Source organism: Streptomyces sp. NPDC001070, from assembly GCF_053598835.1.
Genome location: NZ_JBSFLB010000009.1, coordinates 1 through 17,684, shown reverse-complemented (window position 1 = coordinate 17,684; position 17,684 = coordinate 1). Strand labels below are relative to the sequence as shown.

The window sequence follows — 17,684 nt, the reverse complement described above, 5'->3', positions numbered from 1 at the left end:
GGCGTGCACACCGAAGACACCGGAGAGTTCCTCCTGCCCCGCTCGCGGCTGGCCAACGAGCGGCTGCACGCGATGATCCCCGGGGGCGCGCACACCTACGCCAAGGGCGACGACCAGTACCCCGAGAACCTGGCCCCGGTCATCAGCCACGGCCGCGGTGCCCACGTGTGGGACATCGACGGCAACCGCTACGTCGAGTACGGCTCCGGCCTGCGGTCGGTCAGCCTCGGCCACGCCCACCCACGCGTGATCGAGGCGGTGCGACGAGAACTCGACCGCGGCAGCAACTTCGTGCGGCCGTCCATCGTGGAGGTCGAAGCCGCGGAACGCTTCCTGGCCACGGTGCCGACCGCCGAGATGGTGAAGTTCGCGAAGAACGGCTCCGACGCCACCACCGCCGCGGTGCGCCTCGCCCGCGCCGCCACCGGGCGCCCGCGGGTGGCCATCTGCGCCGACCATCCCTTCTTCTCCGTCGACGACTGGTTCATCGGCACCACGCCGATGTCCGCCGGTATTCCGGCGGCGGCCAACGAGCTCACCGTGGCGTTCCCTTACGGGGACCTGGCCGCCACGGAGGAACTGCTCACCCGGTACCAGGACGAGGTCGCCTGCCTGATCCTCGAACCCGCCACCCATGCCGAGCCGCCGCCGGGGTACCTCGCCGGCCTGCGCGAGCTGGCCGACCGGCACGGCTGCGTACTGATCTTCGATGAGATGATCACCGGCTTCCGCTGGTCCGAGGCCGGCGCCCAGGGCCTGTACGGCGTCGTCCCCGACCTCTCCACGTTCGGCAAGGCGCTGGGCAACGGATTCGCCGTCTCCGCGCTGGCCGGGCGCCGCGATCTGATGGAGCGGGGCGGGCTGCGTCACTCCGGCGACCGGGTGTTCCTGCTGTCCACCACGCACGGTGCGGAAACGCACTCCCTGGCAGCCGCGATGGCCGTGCTCACCACCTACGTCGAAGAGGGCGTCACCGCACGGCTGCACGGCCTCGGCGAGCGGTTGGGCGCCGGTGTCCGCGACGCCGCGGCCGCGATGGGCGTCGGTGACCACCTCGTCGTCCGGGGCCGGGCCAGCAACCTGGTCTTCGCCACCCTCGACGAGAACGGGCAGCCGTCGCAGGAGTACCGCACCCTGTTCCTGCACCGGCTCCTCGCGGGCGGGGTGCTTGCCCCGTCGTTCGTGGTGAGCAGCGCGCTCAGCGACGCCGACATCGATCACACCGTCGACGTGGTGGCCCGGGCTTGTGCGGTGTACCGGAAGGCGCTGGACGCCGCCGACCCCACCCCCTGGCTGGCCGGACGACCGGTGAAGCCCGTGTTCCGCCGCCTGGCGTGAGGTGACGTCAGCGACGCTCCAGCCGACCGGCGTCGGCCGTCCCGCCGCCCAGCCGGTCAGCCATCCGGTCGACCAGCCAGGCAGCCGCCGGTATCACGGCCAGCGCGGTGCACCAACCGCCGAGGACGTCGGTCGGGTAGTGCGCGCCCAGGGCGACCTGCGCCCAACCCATGGCGGCGCCGGCAACCAGCGCCGCGGCGAGCACAAGTGACGTGCCGGCTGTCCTGCCGAGGCCGAGCCGGCCGGTCGCGAGCAGCGCCACCACGAGGGCGAGCGCGGTGGCGAAGGCGGTGTGCCCGCTCGGGTAGGACAGGTTCCCTCCGTGGATGGTGCGTCCCACCAGGGACTTGAGCAGCGTCGCCGTGCCCACGGTCATGCCGGCGCCGGCCACGGCGAGCACCGCTGCGCGAGGACGCCGAAGCAGCAGGCAGCACGTCACGGTGGCCACGACCAGCGTCGCCGCTCCCGCGGGCTCCCCCAAGAAGTCCGTGGCCAGAGCGACGGACCGCCACGGCGGCCGCACACCGTCCACTGCCGCCGAGATCCGCGCGTCCACCGTGCCGGGCTTGCTGTCGTCGGCATACAGGACCCCGAGCACGAGGACCGCCAGCGCGGCGAGGGCCGCCATCAGCCCGAGCCACAGGCGCAGCGACGGAAGCAGCACCGCGGGCGCCGACCGGCGGGTCACACGCCCACCGCGTCCGGTCGAGCCGAACGGCTGCCCACCTGCTGGTCCGGGCCCGCGCCGCGCGCACCGCGTTTCGGGTTCTGCTCGCCGGCCGCCGCCACTACCCCAGCGGAAGCCCGCACTTCATCGCCCGACCCGGCCGCGCCACGCCCCCCTACGTGGCGGCGGACGAGCCGAACACCGCGCTCATGACCGAGACGGGGAAAACCCGCACACCGTCGCAGACCGTCCGGCAGATGCGATGCACCTCCCCCTCCCGTCGGGGCCGACGCCATGTCACCCGCCGCCACCGCGACGCCGTGCCCCCGAGAACTGCCCGCCGCCGCCCGCCGACATGGCCGGCATCGCCAGATGTACGGGCGGCACACGGCTTGGACCGGGCAAGATTGCAGACACGTCAAGCGCGAACCGGGCTGGGCCGACTTCCACGCCTGCTCCGGCCAAGCGATCCAACGCCACTGACGCTGGTCGACGTGGCCTTCGGCTTCCGCCGGCACCGACTCCCCACCAACGACCCCCCGTCGTGTCCGGCTCGGCCCGCTCACCCTGGTCAAGGGCATCGGAACCGGTCTCTGGCTGGCACCCTAACCGCCGTCGGAAAGTCCGCGGGTCAACACTTCGCGAATTTTGGTCCTGGATTGCCTTTCCGTGCCGGAGCCACGGAGTGTCGCCGGAACCGCGATCGTGATGCGTCGTGAGTGACGCCCGCCTGCGCGCGTCGACTTGGGCCGGGGCACGTTGTCGCACCGCTCGGCCTCGGTACCCCTGTCAGCATGATCGGCGGTTGCCGACGGACGCCGGCACGCAGCCCGCCGCCACCGAACCAGCGGAAACCGAAGGTCGGATGGCCTATCGGACCGGCTCGAGAATGGCGACGCACTCCACGTGGTGCGTCATCGGGAAGATGTCGGCCTGAGCGAGTCACGGAAAAGCCCAGGTCGCAGCCGTTTTCTCGTCTCACGGCCTTGCGTGCGGGCGCCCAGAGCGTCAATCGAGCGTCACGGCCGCAGTCCGTCCCTCCCGCTCAGGGCAGAACAGGCTGCGACAACCAGCTCACCGGCAGGATCCGCCTCCGCACACTCCGGACGTCAGCTCGCAACATCGTGCCCCGCAGCACTTCTCCGGCCGCCCTAATAAAGCCAGCCCTCCAACCCAAAGCGCCGCGCACCCACGCCGAGGGACCCCTCGGGAGCGGTCGCCGAGGACCTCGCGCTGTACCGGGAGAAGTTCCGGCGACGCCTACCGAAGTCGCTGGACGAGTTGCAGGGCCCCACTCAGGCGGTCGTGGAGCTGCCGCTGCACATGGACTGGTCCGGGATGGCCTCGTACGACATGGCCAAGCCTCGCCAGCGCATGAGCCTGTACCGCACCGTCCCGCACGAGGGCCTGCACGACGATCTGCCTTGCTACCTCAACCGGGGCCTGCTCCTCCAGATGTGGCCGGTGCTGCGCACTCTCGTCGGTCGCACCGTGCGCGCCGTGTGGGAAGACGCCTTCCCCCAGCTCGCCTCCCGCACCCGGGCAGCCGCGTGACGGACATGCCGGATCTGCACACGCGGCTCCTGGCGGATGTGATCGCCCTCGGGGCTCCGTATCCGCTGGTCCTCACCGGTGGATACGCCGTGCGGGCGCGCGTGAACCGCCCCATTCAGCTCTCGATGTCGCTACCGAGAACCCGGCACCCGAAGCCGCCGCCGTCAAGTGCGTCTACATGGCGCTGATGAGCATGGACCCGACAGGGAAGGGCCGCTAGAGGTGGACCATGCGCTGGAAGGCCCCCTAGAACGCCTTCCAGATCGCCTTTGAAGGCCGCCTCACTCCCACCAACCACTGACCGTTTCAACAACCAAGATCAGCCGCTAAATTAAATTGACACACCCTTCACCGGGAGTCAGCGCATTGTCAGCGGGTGGGTTCGAGCCGGGCCGCGGTGGTGTCGAGCAGGAGTTCGGTGAAGGTGCTGGCGGCGGGGGTGAGCGCGTGGTCGGCCATGCGGACCAGGAGGATGCGGCGCACCGGAGCGGGCGGCAGCAAGGGCAGGACGCTGACGCCGGGGCGGATGCCTTCCAGGGCGAGAGTGGGGGCGAGGGCGACGCCGATGCCGGCGGCGACCATGGCCTGGGCCTCCTGGTAGTCGTGGGCCTCGTAGGCGATCTGGGGTTCGAAGCCGGCGGCGCGGCAACTGCGGTCGAGGGCCTCGGCCACGGGGTGGTGCTCGGCTCGCGTGATCCACGGGTCGTCCGCGAGGTCGGCGAGCGTGGCCGAGTCGCGCCCGGCGAACGGGTGCTGGTCGCTGACGAGGAGGGCTGGCGGGTCGTCGAGGAGTGGCGTGACGACGACGTCCTCGCGGTCGATGCGGCTCCAGTCGTAGTCCCACATCAGGGAGAGTTCGATCTCCCGGTTCTCCAGCATCGACCACAGGCCGGCGATGCGGGCGCTGCGCACCGTGAGCCGTACGTCGGGATGCGCCGTCCGGAAGGCGATGACGGCCCGGGGGAGCAGTGAGGCGCCGACGGTGGGGAAGGTGCCGATACGCAGGGTGCCCGCGCGCAGGCCGGCGAAGTCGGCGAGCTCGTTCTCCGCGGCCGTCAGTTCGCGTTCGATCCGGGCCGCCCGGTCGGCCAGGGCGCGCCCCGCGTCGGTCAGCGTGACCCCTCGCGCGTGACGCTCCAGAAGGGGCTGTCCCGCCTCCGCCTCTAGGCGGCTGACCTGCTGCGACACCGCCGACGGGGTGTAGTTGAGGGCACGTGCGGTCGCGGTCACCGAGCCGCGGCGGGCGACCTCCGCGAAGAGCAGAATACGCCGCACGTCGAGCACTGCCTCACCTCAAGACTTAACCCCAGCTTAATGCCTCTATAGATTTTGGAGATTGTACTTCACGCCGACGTAACTCACCGTGGATCCAACCACCGGGCAGAGAAGCCTCCGGCGGATCCGGAGTTCCCGGCTATTTTCACGTCTATGTCCGCATTCATGGGGAGTCTGTTGTGTTGCGTCTGCAGGGCGAGATGATCCGCGGAGGAACCAGCAAGTGCTGGATCTTCGCCCACCACGACGTGGCGGCGACCGGCGTGGACGTCGACTCCGTCCTGCTGGCCGCCTTCAACGCCGCCGACCCCCGCCAGATCGACGGCGTCGGCGGCGCCACCTCTACCACGTCGAAGGCCGCGGTCGTCCAGATCTCGGCCGAGGCGGACGTCGACATCGAGTACGCCTTCGCCCAGGTCGGCATCGGTGACGAACGCGTGGAGTGGGCGAGCAACTGCGGTAACTGCGCCACCGCGGTCGCCCTCTACGCCGTTCACCACGGCCTCGTACCGATCACCGCGGACACCACCACCGTCCGCATGCGCAACGTCAACACCAGGGCCCGCCTCACCGGCACCATCTCCACCCCGTGCGGTATCGCCCCGGACGAGGGCATGGCGCTGGTGCCCGGCACGGCCGCGCCCGGTGTGCCGGTCCTGCTCGGCTTCGAGGACCCGGCGGGCTCCACCACCGGGCGGGCGCTGCCCACCGGCCACGCCGTGGACACCCTGACCGGCCCCGAAGGTCCCGTCGAGGCGACCCTCGTCGACGCCGGCGCCCCCGCCGCGCTCTTCGAGGCCAAGGCTTTCGGCCTCGACGGCACCGAGTCCCTCACTCAGTTCGCCGCCGCCGTCCCCGCGCTCACCGTGCTGCGCCGCCAGGCGGCCCTCGCGATGGGCCTGGCCAAGAAGAACGACCCGGTCAGCCACGCGGTCCCGAAGGTCGGCATCGTCGCCCGTCCCGCCTCGTACCGCACCACCCATGGCATTCTGGTCGATCAGGACGAGTACGACCTGGCCGTCCGGATGGTCTCCATGCACGCACCCCACCCGGCGATCGGCCTCACCTCCGCCGTCGCCCTGGCCACCGCCGCCGCCACCCCCGGCACCCTTGCCCACCGTGTCGCCCGGCAGACCGCCGACGGAACACTGCGCCTGGGCACCCCCGCGGGCGTGATCACCGCCCAAGCCGTCCCCGCACCGGACGGCGCGTCCCCCACGGTGCTGCTGCACCGCGCCGCCCGGCGTATCGCCCGAGCCGAACTCCTCGTTCCCGTCCTGGAAGGACGCCCCGCATGAGCCGCAACGACGCTGCCCCGGGTACCGGCACCGCTCCACCGAGTCGCCTGCGCCGGCTGCTCTCCCGCCTCTACATCCAGTGCCTGATCGGCATCATGGCCGGCGCCGTGGTGGGCTGGCTGTGGCCCACCTTCGGCGCCGAGCTCAAACCCCTGGGCGACGGGTTCATCGCACTGGTCAAGATGATGATCGCGCCGATCATCTTCTGCACGGTCGTACACGGCATCGCCTCCATGGACAACCTGCGCGCGGTCGGCCGGGTCAGCCTCAAGGCGCTGATCTACTTCGAGGTCCTCACCACCGTCGCCATGGTGATCGGCCTCGTCGTCGTCAACATCGTCAAGCCCGGCAGCGGACTGCACATCGACGTCGCGTCGCTCTCCACCAAGGGCCTGCCACCGGCCGCGACGGAGCACGAGGGCTTCGTCGAGTTCGTCCTGGCGATGATCCCGGCCACGCTGGTCAGCGCCTTCACCGGCAACGACATCTTGCCGGTGCTCCTCGTCTCAGTGCTGTTCGGCTTCGGCCTGCACGCCAGCGGCGAGGCCGGCCTGAGCATCGCCCGCGGTATCGAGAAGTTCTCCACGGTGCTCTTCACGCTGATCCGCTGGATCATGCGGCTCGCCCCGATCGGCGCATTCGGCTCGATGGCCTTCACCATCGGCAACTACGGCCTGGACACACTGAGCCATCTCGCCCTGCTCGTCGGCTCGTTCTGGCTCACGGCGCTCTTCTTCGTCCTGGTCGTCCTCGGCGCGGTCATGCGCCTCAACGGCCTGCGCATCCTCCCCTTCCTGCGCTACATCAAGGAGGAGCTGCTGATCGTCCTGGGCACCTCGTCCACCGAGCCCGTTCTGCCGCGCATGATGGCCAAGCTACAACACGTGGGCGCCTCGAAGCCGGTCGTCGGCATCACAGTGCCCGCCGGCTACTCCTTCAACCTCGACGGCACCGCGATCTACCTGACCATGGGCTCGGTGTTCCTCGCCCAGGCCCTCGGCATCGACCTCAGCCTCACCCAGCAGCTGTCCATGCTCGCGATCATGCTGCTCACCTCCAAGGGAGCGGCCGGCGTCACCGGCTCCGGATTCATCGCCCTCGCCGCCACCCTCAGCGCCGTCCCGCACGTTCCGGTCGCCGCCCTCGCCCTGATCTTCGGCATCGACCGCTTCATGTCCGAGGCCCGCGCCCTCACGAGCCTCGTCGGCAACGGCGTCGCCACCCTGGCCGTCGCCCGATGGGAGGGTCAGCTCGACGAGGACCGCGCCAAGGCCGTCCTGCGCGGCGAGATCCCCTACGTCCCCGTCCCGGTGACGCCCGCGCCCAAGCCGAAGGCCGTGACGCCCGAACCGGCCCTGGAGCCGGTGCCCTCCATCGGCTGACACAGCCGCGGATCCAGGAGGCCGGTCCGGAGCACCCGCTCCGAACCGGCCCTTTCCCACGACAGGAGTGTGTACGTATACGACCGGGCCCGGGGACGTCATCGCGGTCGGCGGCAAAAGCGCCGGCTTCAGCGCCGCACAGTCCGCCCGCGGGCAGGGCGCACGCTTCCTGACCTGGGAATTCGGCGGCTGGGTGACGCCGAGGGACTCCGCGAGTTCCTCGCCCCTGCGGGTGGACACACTCAGCGGACAAGCAGTGGCCACCACACCGATCAGGGCCTGCGCGGTCCGGCGGCGCCGTTCCAGGAGCCAGTGCGGGAAGTACCGCCCTGCCGCAGCTCACGCACACTGGGTGGCGGGTCGTGGTCATCCCACGCCGCTGCCATAGCTCGTCAGCTGGGCCGGGTAGGCCGTGGGAGAGGCTCAGTGGGCGCTTCCCGCAGCGCAGCTGAGGCAGACCTGTCTTACCAGCGACCTCGGCAGCCCGCTGGACGACGAGCGGCGCTGAACCTGTGGCACACGGCGTGTACGGAGGAGGGGGTCTAGGACTTCGACGCGGAGCTCCTGGACTCCGAGTTCAAGCACGTGATCCTGGCCCAGGGGTGCGGCTCGAGAGAACAGTACCCCGCACGAGAGTGGGCGCCTCAGCGCCCACGTGCACTTCTTTCCTGCGAGGTCGCGAGGAGCTGCTAGACCTTCTCAGCCACCACCCGGGCGTGCTCGACCGTAAGCATCTCGACGTCCTCTACGTCAGAGGTCAGGATCGTCACCCGACCTGGCTGCGCCAGCGCCGTCGCACACAGCATGGCGTCAATGGCGTACTTGTGCCCGTGCAGCCCGGCACCCCGCAGTAGGACTGCCGCCGACTGCGCAACAGCCTGGGTGACCGGCTCGACGCGGAGGCGGGAAAGGGTCCACTTCAGCGCGGCGTCATTGATCCTCGGGTGGATGACCTCGACCAGTACCGCGGCCGAGGTGATCACAGGGAGATCCGCGTCACGAGCTGCCGTCAGCCACTCGTGAACCTCTTGATCCCGCTGGACGGCCTTGGCCAGACCCTCACTGTCCAGAACCAGGGCTCCACTCACGCAGCAGCCCCGGACTCGGGCGCAGAGCCGGTGAGCTTGGCCCGCTTGGCAGCCACGGCCTCCGCATCTGCCGGACCGTGGGCCTTTTCGAAGTCTGCGATGAGCTCGTCCAGGTTGTCGCGCTCGATCTGGCGCTGCGCAGCCCGCTCTAGATACGCGGAGACACCACGCCTACCCACCCGCTCGCGGATCGCCTGCAGAGTGCCGGCGGTCAGCGACACGGAGATACCGCTACTCGGACCGTCTCCCGGTAGGAAGTCATCATCAGCCATGGAACTATTTTGGCATTCGAAATGCCAAAATGCCACCCGCCTACGGCGCGGCACGACTCCCGGAATCAACGGACCCAGTCACGCACGCATACGCGGCCCGGGAGTGTGATGGGGCGTCAGAACGTGCGTCGTTTGAGCGTCAGCAATCCAAGGACTGCGCCGCTGCCGCTGACGCAGCAGTCGACGCCCCTGCCTGATGCCGCAGGTCAGACGGTATGCGGGCAGCAAATCCAACGATTCACCCGTTGGATAGACGGAAACAGGTCGAGCTGACGCACCGACCCAAGAAGATGCAGGTCAGTGCGCCTTCGCCACCGGCTCCAGGACCGCCACGCACTCCACGTGGTGCGTCATCGGGAAGAGGTCGAACGCGCGCAGCCGCCGCGGCGCGTAACCCGCGGCGCGGAAGTAGCCGAGGTCGCGGGCGAGGGCGGCGGGGTCGCAGGCGACGTAGGCGATGCGGCGGGGGCCGAGGGAGGCGACGTGCTCCACGGTGGCGCGTCCGGCGCCGGTGCGGGGCGGGTCGAGGACGACGAGGTCGGTCTCGGTGATCCCGGTGCGGGGCAGCACGGCCTCGACCTTGCCCTGCTCGATGCGGACCCGGTCGAGGTCGGCCAGGTTGTGCCGGGCGTCCTCCACGGCGCGCTTGCCGGACTCGATGCCGAGCACGGCGCCGGTCTCGCCGACCCGCTCGGCGAGGGCGCCCGCGAAGAGGCCGACGCCGCAGTACAGGTCGAGGGCCGTCTCGCCCTTGCGCGGCATGAGGCCCTGCATGACGGCCTCGATGAGGAGCTCGGCGGCCTTCGGGTGGACCTGCCAGAAACCGCCGGAGCCCACCCGCCAGGTCCGGTCGATCGCGCGCTCGCGCACGAAGCCGCGGCCGTGGACGCGGTGGACGCCGCCCTGCTCGTCGACCCGCAGGACGGAGACGGGACGGTCCAGCTCGACGATGGGGAGCCGCGCGCCGGGGCGCGGGGTGACGATGACCTGGCGGTCGGAGGAGCCGGTGGCGGCGATGGCCTCGATCGTGGCGATGCCGGGCCAGTCGCGGGACTCGACGCCCAGTTCGGAGACGCCAGGAGCGGCGATCAGGCAGCGGTCGATGCGCTCGACCTCGTGCGAGCGGTGCCGGCGCAGTCCCGCGTGGCCCTCGGCGTCGACCGCGTACTGGACGCGGGTGCGCCAGGCCGGGACCTCGCCCTTGGCGACCTTGTCGCCCGGAGCCGGCTCGACGGTGCCGTCCCAGCCCGCCTCCTCGGGGGTGAGGTGGGCGAGCCGCTGCAGCTGCTCGGTGATCACCTGCACCTTGAGCCGCCGCTGCGCGCCGGGGGCCGCGTGCTGCCAGTCGCAGCCGCCGCACTTGCCGGGGCCGGAGAAGGGGCAGGGCGCCTCGACGCGGTCCGGGGAGGCCTCCAGGACCTCCACGGCGTCGGCGCGCAGGAAGCGCGAGTCCGGGCCGCCCTCGGTGATCTCGGCGACGACCCGCTCACCGGGCAGCGCGTGCCGTACGAAGATCACCTGCGGCCGGTCGTGGCCCGGCAGGACGGTCCGCGCGATGCAGTGGCCGCCGTGCGCCACCGCACCGACCTCGACCTCGTAGCGCTCGCCGACGAGGGCGTCGGCCTCAGGGGCCTTGGAACGGTGCTGCATGACGGAAGAGGCTCCTGGGTGACGAGGGGAACGGGGACGGCGAAGAACGAGCAGCTGACAAGTCTACGGCCCGCCGCCGCCCCCGGATCACGCCTGCCGGCTGGGCTCCTGGTCGCCCTTCGGGCGCCCCACCTCGCCGCGCCGCACGGAACCGGGCGCGTTCCACTCGGCGCCCTTGCGGGCCCGCAGCTTGGCGCGCTCGGAGGACTCCAGCTGCCATGGCACGGAGGTGACCATGACGCCCGGGGTGAACAGCAGCCGGCCCTTGAGCCGCAGGGCGCTCTGGTTGTGCAGCAGGTGCTCGTACCAGTGGCCGACCACGTACTCCGGGATGAAGATCGAGACGACGTCGCGCGGGCTGCTGCGGCGCAGGCTCTTGACGTAGTCGACGATCGGCCGGGTGATCTCGCGGTAGGGCGAGTCCAGCACCTTCAGCGGTACGTCGATGCCCCGGCGGTGCCACTCGGCCTGCAGGGCCTTGGTGTCGGCCGGGTCCACGTTGATGCTGAGCGCCTCCAGCGTGTCCGACCGGAAGAGCCGGGCGTACGACAGGGCGCGCAGCGTGGGCTTGTGCACCTTGGAGACCAGGACGATGGAGTGCACCCGGGAGGGCTTGACCTCCTCCTCACTGGGCTCCTCCGCGACCGCGAGCTCGCTGGAGACGCGGTCGTAGTGGCGGCGGATCGCGGTCATGACGCCGTAGAAGATCACCATGCCGAGGACGGCGACCCAGGCGCCGTGGGTGAACTTCGTCAGCAGCACGACGACCAGGACGAGCCCGGTGAAGAAGGCGCCGAAGGCGTTGATCGCACGGGAGCGGATCATGTGGCGGCGCGCGGCGGGGTCGGTGTCCGTGGCCAGGTGCCGGTTCCAGTGCCGGACCATGCCGATCTGGCTGAGGGTGAAGGAGACGAAGACGCCGACGATGTACAGCTGGATCAGCCGGGTCGAGTCGGCCCCGTAGATGTAGACGAGCACGGCGGCGAAGGCGGCCAGCAGCACGATGCCGTTGCTGAAGGCGAGCCGGTCACCGCGGGTGTGCAGCTGGCGCGGCAGGTAGCGGTCCTGCGCGAGGATCGAGCCGAGCACCGGGAAGCCGTTGTACGCGGTGTTAGCGGCCAGGAACAGGACCAGTGCGGTGGCGCCGGCAAGGAAGACGAAGGGGATGGAGCCGTTGCCGAAGACGGCGGAGGCGACCTGGGCGATCACCGGGTCCTGGGTGTAGCCGGGGCCGACCGGCTTGCCGTTCACCAGCAGGTCGACGGCGGGGTTCTCGGCCATCCGCACGTTGGTGTTGATGGCGAGCGCGATGATGCCGCAGAACATGGTCACGGCGAGGACGCCCATCAGCGCCAGCGTCGTCGCGGCGTTCTTCGACTTGGGCTTGCGGAAGGCCGGCACGCCGTTGCTGATCGCCTCGACGCCGGTGAGCGCGGCACAGCCGGAGGAGAAGGCCCGCAGCAGGAGGAAGACGAGCGCGAAACTCGCGAGGTTGCTGTGCTCGGCCTTGATCGTGAAGCCGGCGGTGGGGGCGTGCATCTCGTCGCCGGTCGCGATCCGGAAGATGCCCCAGGCCAGCATGCAGAAGACGCCGAAGACGAACGCGTAGGTGGGGATGGCGAAGATCGTGCCCGACTCGCGCACGCCGCGCAGGTTCATCACCATGAGCAGCACGATCATGCCGATGGCGCCCAGCACCTTGTGCTCGACGAAGAACGGCACGGCCGAGCCGAGGTTCTCCACACCGGAGGCGACCGACACGGCCACGGTGAGGACGTAGTCGACCAGCAGGGCGCTGGCCACGGTCAGGCCGGCGCGCGGGCCCAGGTTGGTGGTCGCGACCTCGTAGTCACCGCCGCCCGAGGGGTAGGCGTGCACGTTCTGCCGGTACGAGGCGACGACGGTGAACATCAGCACGACGACCGCCACCGCGATCCAGGGGCTGAAGTGGTAGGCCGACACTCCCGCGATCGACAGCACGAGGAGCACCTCTCCGGGCGCGTACGCCACGGAGGACAGCGGGTCGGAGGCGAAGACGGGGAGCGCCAGCCTCTTCGGGAGGAGCGTCTCCCCGAGCCTGTCGCTGCGGAGCGCCCGCCCGATCAGGATCCGTTTCGGAAGGTCGGTCAGTTTGGACACCCCGCGATGTTAGAGGATCGTCAAGATTTCCGATCCCCCGCCCACCTATCAAGGGGTTACGTGCGTGTGTAGCTTTGGGCGCGGTCTGAGACCCTGAGAGGGAATCGGCCGGAATCGTTGGCAGCCGGAAGGACGGTCGTGCACGTCGTGATTATGGGTTGTGGGCGAGTGGGTTCCACTCTCGCCCACTCCCTTGAGCAGCAAGGTCATACAGTGGCCGTGGTCGACCAGGACCCTACGGCGTTCCGCCGTCTGGGCTCCGGGTTCAGCGGACGCCGCGTGACCGGGGTCGGTTTCGACCAGGACACGCTGCGCGAGGCCGGCATCGAGGAGGCGGGCGCGTTCGCGGCCGTCAGCAGCGGTGACAATTCCAACATCATCGCGGCCCGGGTGGCCCGGGAGATGTTCGGTATCGAGAACGTCGCCGCGCGCATCTACGACCCACGGCGGGCGGAGGTGTACCAGCGCCTGGGCATCCCCACCGTCGCCACCGTCCGCTGGACGGCCGACCAGATGCTCCGCCGCCTGCTGCCCTCCGGCGCGGAGCCGCTGTGGCGCGACCCGAGCGGGGGTGTGCAGCTCGCCGAGGTGCACGCGGACACCGCCTGGGTGGGCCACAAGATCAGCAGGCTCCAGGAGGAGACCGGGGTGCGCGTGGCGTTCCTCACCCGGCTGGGCGAGGCGATGCTCCCCACCTCGGAGACCGTCCTGCAGGAGGGCGACCTGGTGCACGTGATGATGCGCACGGGCGAGGTCGAGCAGGTCGAGGCGGCGTTCGCCAAGGGCCCTGAGGAGGCGCACCGATGAGGGTCGCCATTGCCGGGGCCGGGGCCGTGGGCCGCTCCATCGCGGGCGAGCTGCTGGAGAACGGCCACGAGGTCCTGCTGATCGACAAGAACCCGAGCTCGATCTCGGTGGAGCGCGTCCCGCAGGCGGAGTGGCTGCTGGCCGACGCCTGCGAGATCACCTCGCTGGACGAGGCCGCGCTGCAGCGCTGCAACGTGGTCATCGCCGCCACGGGCGACGACAAGGTCAACCTGGTCGTGTCGCTGCTCGCCAAGACGGAGTACGGCGTGCCGCGCGTCGTCGCCCGGGTGAACAACCCCAAGAACGAGTGGCTCTTCAACGAGGCCTGGGGCGTGGACGTCGCCGTCTCCACCCCGCGCCTGATGTCGGCCCTGGTGGAGGAGGCGGTGAGCGTCGGCGATCTCGTCCGGCTCATGCGCTTCAGCCAGGGCGACGCGAACCTCGTCGAGCTGACCCTCCCCGAGGAGGCCGCGCTGGTGGGCACCCGGGTCGGGGACGTCGCCTGGCCCGAGGACACCTCGCTGGTCACGATCATCCGCGGCCACCGCGTGCTGACGCCGTCCAAGGACGACGCGCTCGAGGCGGGCGACGAGCTGCTGTTCGTCGCGGCCCCGCACCGCGAGGAGCAGCTGGAGGACCTGCTCTCGGTGCGCAGCGCCGACGCCGAGGCGTAGCGGACCGACGACGAGGGGCGGCCGGAACCCGTGGGTTCCGGCCGCCCCTCGTACGTTCACCGGCGCGGGGCGCCGGGTCAGTTGTTGGCGGCCTCCTTGGCGGCGCGCTCGGCCTTCTCGGCCCGCTCGGCCTCCTCCATCTCGGCGATCACGTCGATCGGCGGCGGCGCCTTGGCCAGGAAGATCCAGGTCAGGTAGACGCAGAGCAGGAACGGCGGGATGCCGAGGGCGACCTTGACCCAGCCGAGCTGGGTGGCGTTCCCCCAGAAGTAGAGCGGGAACAGGATCGCCGACTTGGCGAGCAGGATGATGCCCCAGGCCCAGGTGGCCTTGGTGTACGCGACCAACCGGCCCGGGTTCCGTGTCCGCCAGGAGAGGTTCTCCTTGAGGATCGGGCCGAGGAGCAGCCCGATCAGCGGGAACCCCGCGAGCGCGGAGATCACGTAGGCGACGGCCAGGCCGAGGGTGTAGAGCATGCCGGGCAGATAGAAGTTCTTGGCGTCGCCGGACATCAGCGCGAACACCGCGCCGAAGGCGACCCCGAAGACGCCGCTGAAGGCGTGCTTGAGGGTCTGCTTGCGCACCAGCCGGGCCAGTGCCAGCACCAGCGAGAGCCCCAGCGCGGCGATGGCCGCGACGTGGATGTCCCGGTTGATCGTGTAGATCAGGACGAAGACGAGGCCGGGCACCGTCGTGTCGATCATGCCCCAGACGCCGCCGAAGGCCTCCAGGAGCGCGTGTTCGGCCGCCGCCTTCGAGGCGGCCTCGTCGTGCTCCGGGCGCTGCTCCGCCCCCGTCGTGGGCTGTGCCCCGGTCCGCTTGTCGATCGACACCACCGGCTACTCCTGTCCGACCGGACGCAATTCGTACTTGGGATTGAACAGCACCGGACGGCCGCGGTTCATGGAGATCCGCCCCGACGCGATGATCCTGCGGCCCGGCTCGATGCCGACGATGCTGCGCCGGCCGAGCCACACCACGTCGAGCGGCGCGGAACCGTCGAACAGCTCCGCCTCCAGGGCGGGCACACCGGCGCGCGGCCGCAGTGTGACAGCGCGTAGTGTACCGGTCACGGTCACTATGTCGCGATCGTGGCAGTCGCAGATCCGCGTACAGCCGACTTCCTCGGTGTCCTGCCGCAGCTCGTCGGAGTGCAGCTCCTCCTGGGAGGTGGACAGGCGGTCGAGCATTCTGCGGAATCTGCCGGCCGGCCGGTCCGAACGGGTGGTACCACTCATACGGGAAGGGTACCGGGCCCGGGTGAACGGATCACTGATCACTTCTCGAAGCGGTAGCCCATGCCCGGTTCGGTGATGAAATGCCGCGGGTGCGAGGGGTCGGCCTCGAGCTTGCGCCGCAGCTGCGCCATGTACACCCGCAGGTAGTTGCTCTCGGTGCCGTATGACGGGCCCCACACCTCCTGCAGCAGCTGCTTCTGGCTGACGAGCCGGCCGGTGTTGCGGACCAGGACCTCCAGCAGGTGCCACTCTGTGGGGGTGAGCCGGACGTCGGCGCCGTCGCGGTTGACCTTCTTGGCGGCGAGGTCGACGGTGAAGGACTCCGTCTCCACGGCCGCGGCGCCGTCCTCGGGGCCGCCGGGCGTGGCGCGGCGGACGGCGGCGCGCAGCCGGGCCAGCAGCTCGTCCATGCCGAAGGGCTTGGTGACGTAGTCGTCGGCGCCCGCGTCCAGGGCCTCGACCTTCTCGTCGGAGGCCTGGCGGGCCGAGAGCACGATGATCGGCACCCGGGTCCAGCCGCGCAGTCCCCGGATCACCTCGACACCGTCCATGTCGGGCAGGCCGAGGTCGAGGACGATGACGTCGGGGTGGCGCGCGGCGGCGAGCTGCAGCGCGGTCGCGCCGTCGTGGGCCGCGTCGACCTCGTACTTGCGGGCCCGCAGGTTGATCACGAGAGCACGCACGATCTGCGGCTCGTCGTCGACCACGAGCACCCGGTTCATGGAGCCTGCCTTTCCTTCACGGTGAGCGGGGTGGAGCGGGGGTGCGGTACGGGCACGGTCAGGTCGTCGCCTCGGCGGGCAGGTCCGGGGCGGTGGGGACGCTGCCGGGCGCTGCCGGGAGGGTGAGCACCATGGTCAGGCCGCCTCCGGGGGTGTCCTCGGGCTGCAGGGTGGCTCCCATGGCGTCGGCGAAGCCGCGGGCGACCGCCAGGCCGAGACCCACGCCGTTGCCGCGGGGGGCGTCTCCGTACCGCTGGAACGGCTCGAAGATCCGTTCCTTCGCGGCGTCCGGGACCCCGGGGCCGCGGTCGACGACGCGCAGGTCGACATGGCCGCCCAGGGCGCTGGCGGCGACCAGCACCGCGGTGTCGGCGGGGCTGTACTTGACGGCGTTCTCGACGATGTTGGCGACGCTGCGTTCCAGGAGGCCGGGGTCGACGGACACCATGGGCAGGGTCTCGGGGACGTCCAGGGTGACGCTGCCGTCGGGGACGCCGCGCAGGGCCTTGGGCACGACCTCGTCGAGGTCGACCTCCCGGATCAGGGGGGTGACGGTGCCGGTCTGCAGCCGGGACATGTCGAGCAGGTTGCCCACCAGGTTGTCGAGCCGGTCCGCGCCCTCCTCGATGCCCGCCAGCAGCTCGGCCTCGTCCTCCTCGGACCAGGCGACGTCGTCGGAGCGCAGCGAGCTGACCGCCGCCTTGATGGCGGCGAGCGGGGTGCGCAGGTCGTGCGAGACGGCGGCGAGCAGGGCGGTGCGGATGCGGTTGCCCTCGGCGAGTTCGTGGGCCCTGGCGGCCTCGTCCTCCAGCCGCTGCCGGTCCAGCACGCCGGCGGCCTGGGCCGCGAAGGCGGACAGCACGCGGCGGTCGGAGGCGGGCAGCACCCGGCCGACGAGGGCCAGCGAGAGTGTGTCGCTGACCGGCACCTCGACGTCCGCGTCCTCGGGGCGCAGGCACTGCCGGGCGCCGACGCCGGCGGCGCAGGTCCACGCGTCGTGCTCGGTGACCCGCTCCAGCAGGGAAACGGTCTCCATGCCGAAGGTCTCCCGGACCCGGTCCAGCAGGGCCTCAAGGGAGTGCTCGCCGCGCAGCACACTGCCCGCCAGGTGCGACAGGATCTCGGCCTCGGACTGGAGTCTGGCGGCCTGGTGGGTGCGGCGCGCGGCCAGGTCGACGACGGAGGCCACCGCGACGCCGACCACCACGAAGATCACGATGGCGATCAGGTTCTCGGGCTGGGCGATCGTGAAGGTGTGCAGGGGCGGGGCGAAGTAGTAGTTCAGCAGCAGCGAGCCGCCGACGGCCGAGACGAGCGCCGGGTAGAGGCCTCCGATCAGGGCCGCCGCGACCGTCAGGGTCATGAACAGCAGCATGTCGGTGGCGATGCCCAGGGATGAGTGCACCTGGGTGAGCGCCAGGCAGAGCAGCGCGGGGCCCAGCACACCCGTCAGCCAGCCGGTGATCACCCGGGAGCGGCCGAGCTGGGCACCACGCGCCACGGGCAGGCCCCGGCCCTTGGCGGCGTGCTCGTGGGTGACGATGTGCACGTCGAGGTCGGGGCCGGACTCGCGGGCGACG

16 protein-coding genes and 1 pseudogene are annotated in these 17,684 nt (G+C 70.7%); 6 read left to right on the top strand and 11 right to left on the bottom strand.

All coding sequences use genetic code 11. The features are described 5' to 3' along the window. Nucleotides 1–3 precede the first annotated feature (3 nt). Complete coding sequence (locus ACWDAS_RS13165; RefSeq protein WP_450389268.1) at nucleotides 4–1,338, top strand: glutamate-1-semialdehyde 2,1-aminomutase; 1,335 nt, start codon at nucleotides 4–6, stop codon at nucleotides 1,336–1,338. Nucleotides 1,339–1,345: 7 nt separating this feature from the next. Here the strand turns inward: ACWDAS_RS13165 and ACWDAS_RS13160 are convergent, their stop codons facing one another. Beyond that, nucleotides 1,346–2,026: a phosphatase PAP2 family protein gene (locus ACWDAS_RS13160; protein WP_450389266.1), complete on the bottom strand. Its 681-nt coding sequence runs from the start codon at nucleotides 2,024–2,026 to the stop codon at nucleotides 1,346–1,348. A 1,212-nt stretch (nucleotides 2,027–3,238) separates the two neighbouring features. On the opposite strand from ACWDAS_RS13160, the gene ACWDAS_RS13155 reads away from it, so the two are divergent. Continuing rightward, nucleotides 3,239–3,559 (top strand): hypothetical protein, encoded by a 321-nt coding sequence (locus tag ACWDAS_RS13155; protein ID WP_450389604.1) that lies wholly within the window; start codon nucleotides 3,239–3,241, stop codon nucleotides 3,557–3,559. 369 nt (nucleotides 3,560–3,928) lie between these two features. Here the strand turns inward: ACWDAS_RS13155 and ACWDAS_RS13150 are convergent, their stop codons facing one another. Then, nucleotides 3,929–4,843: a LysR family transcriptional regulator gene (locus ACWDAS_RS13150; RefSeq protein ID WP_266430030.1), complete on the bottom strand. Its 915-nt coding sequence runs from the start codon at nucleotides 4,841–4,843 to the stop codon at nucleotides 3,929–3,931. A 170-nt stretch (nucleotides 4,844–5,013) separates the two neighbouring features. Here ACWDAS_RS13150 and ACWDAS_RS13145 point away from each other — a divergent pair, with 170 nt between their 5' ends. After that, complete coding sequence (locus ACWDAS_RS13145) at nucleotides 5,014–6,132, top strand: PrpF domain-containing protein (RefSeq protein ID WP_450389262.1); 1,119 nt, start codon at nucleotides 5,014–5,016, stop codon at nucleotides 6,130–6,132. Next, nucleotides 6,129–7,514, top strand: coding sequence for a C4-dicarboxylate transporter DctA (dctA, locus tag ACWDAS_RS13140; protein WP_450389260.1), 1,386 nt, complete (start codon nucleotides 6,129–6,131; stop codon nucleotides 7,512–7,514). Before ACWDAS_RS13145 ends, dctA begins: the two co-directional genes overlap by 4 nt. Nucleotides 7,515–7,673: 159 nt before the next feature. On the opposite strand, the pseudogene ACWDAS_RS13135 reads toward dctA, so the two are convergent. The 5 genes and pseudogenes from ACWDAS_RS13135 to ACWDAS_RS13115 form a co-directional block, all read right to left on the bottom strand. Then, nucleotides 7,674–7,844: pseudogene (locus tag ACWDAS_RS13135) on the bottom strand (transposase); the annotation flags it as partial. Nucleotides 7,845–8,203: 359 nt separating this feature from the next. Then, nucleotides 8,204–8,602, bottom strand: coding sequence for a PIN domain-containing protein (locus tag ACWDAS_RS13130; protein ID WP_099920255.1), 399 nt, complete (start codon nucleotides 8,600–8,602; stop codon nucleotides 8,204–8,206). Next, nucleotides 8,599–8,874 carry a hypothetical protein gene (locus ACWDAS_RS13125; protein WP_266430040.1) on the bottom strand — a complete coding sequence of 92 codons (276 nt, stop codon included), beginning with the start codon at nucleotides 8,872–8,874 and terminating at the stop codon, nucleotides 8,599–8,601. The genes ACWDAS_RS13130 and ACWDAS_RS13125 overlap by 4 nt, the downstream gene beginning before the upstream one ends. 297 nt (nucleotides 8,875–9,171) lie before the next feature. Further along, nucleotides 9,172–10,524 (bottom strand): class I SAM-dependent RNA methyltransferase, encoded by a 1,353-nt coding sequence (locus ACWDAS_RS13120; protein ID WP_450389257.1) that lies wholly within the window; start codon nucleotides 10,522–10,524, stop codon nucleotides 9,172–9,174. A gap of 87 nt (nucleotides 10,525–10,611) precedes the next feature. After that, nucleotides 10,612–12,663, bottom strand: a complete 2,052-nt coding sequence (locus ACWDAS_RS13115) for an APC family permease (protein ID WP_450389255.1) — start codon at nucleotides 12,661–12,663, stop codon at nucleotides 10,612–10,614. A gap of 138 nt (nucleotides 12,664–12,801) precedes the next feature. Here ACWDAS_RS13115 and ACWDAS_RS13110 point away from each other — a divergent pair, with 138 nt between their 5' ends. Both ACWDAS_RS13110 and ACWDAS_RS13105 read left to right on the top strand, forming a co-directional pair. After that, nucleotides 12,802–13,470, top strand: a complete 669-nt coding sequence (locus tag ACWDAS_RS13110; RefSeq protein ID WP_450389253.1) for a potassium channel family protein — start codon at nucleotides 12,802–12,804, stop codon at nucleotides 13,468–13,470. Continuing rightward, nucleotides 13,467–14,144, top strand: coding sequence for a potassium channel family protein (locus ACWDAS_RS13105; protein WP_450389251.1), 678 nt, complete (start codon nucleotides 13,467–13,469; stop codon nucleotides 14,142–14,144). The genes ACWDAS_RS13110 and ACWDAS_RS13105 overlap by 4 nt, the downstream gene beginning before the upstream one ends. Before the next feature lie 77 nt (nucleotides 14,145–14,221). Here ACWDAS_RS13105 and ACWDAS_RS13100 read toward each other — a convergent pair whose 3' ends face one another. The 4 genes from ACWDAS_RS13100 to ACWDAS_RS13085 all read right to left on the bottom strand — a co-directional run. Beyond that, nucleotides 14,222–14,980 (bottom strand): DUF3159 domain-containing protein, encoded by a 759-nt coding sequence (locus ACWDAS_RS13100; protein WP_450389249.1) that lies wholly within the window; start codon nucleotides 14,978–14,980, stop codon nucleotides 14,222–14,224. A 3-nt stretch (nucleotides 14,981–14,983) separates the two neighbouring features. Next, the gene (locus tag ACWDAS_RS13095) at nucleotides 14,984–15,382 is read right to left on the bottom strand and encodes an OB-fold nucleic acid binding domain-containing protein (RefSeq protein ID WP_450389247.1); all 399 of its coding nucleotides are present in this window, start codon (nucleotides 15,380–15,382) and stop codon (nucleotides 14,984–14,986) included. Nucleotides 15,383–15,420: 38 nt separating this feature from the next. Beyond that, nucleotides 15,421–16,104 (bottom strand): response regulator, encoded by a 684-nt coding sequence (locus ACWDAS_RS13090; RefSeq protein WP_450389245.1) that lies wholly within the window; start codon nucleotides 16,102–16,104, stop codon nucleotides 15,421–15,423. Between the two features lie 58 nt (nucleotides 16,105–16,162). Beyond that, nucleotides 16,163–17,684: sensor histidine kinase (locus ACWDAS_RS13085; RefSeq protein ID WP_450389243.1), on the bottom strand; the 1,522-nt coding region annotated here is incomplete at its 5' end.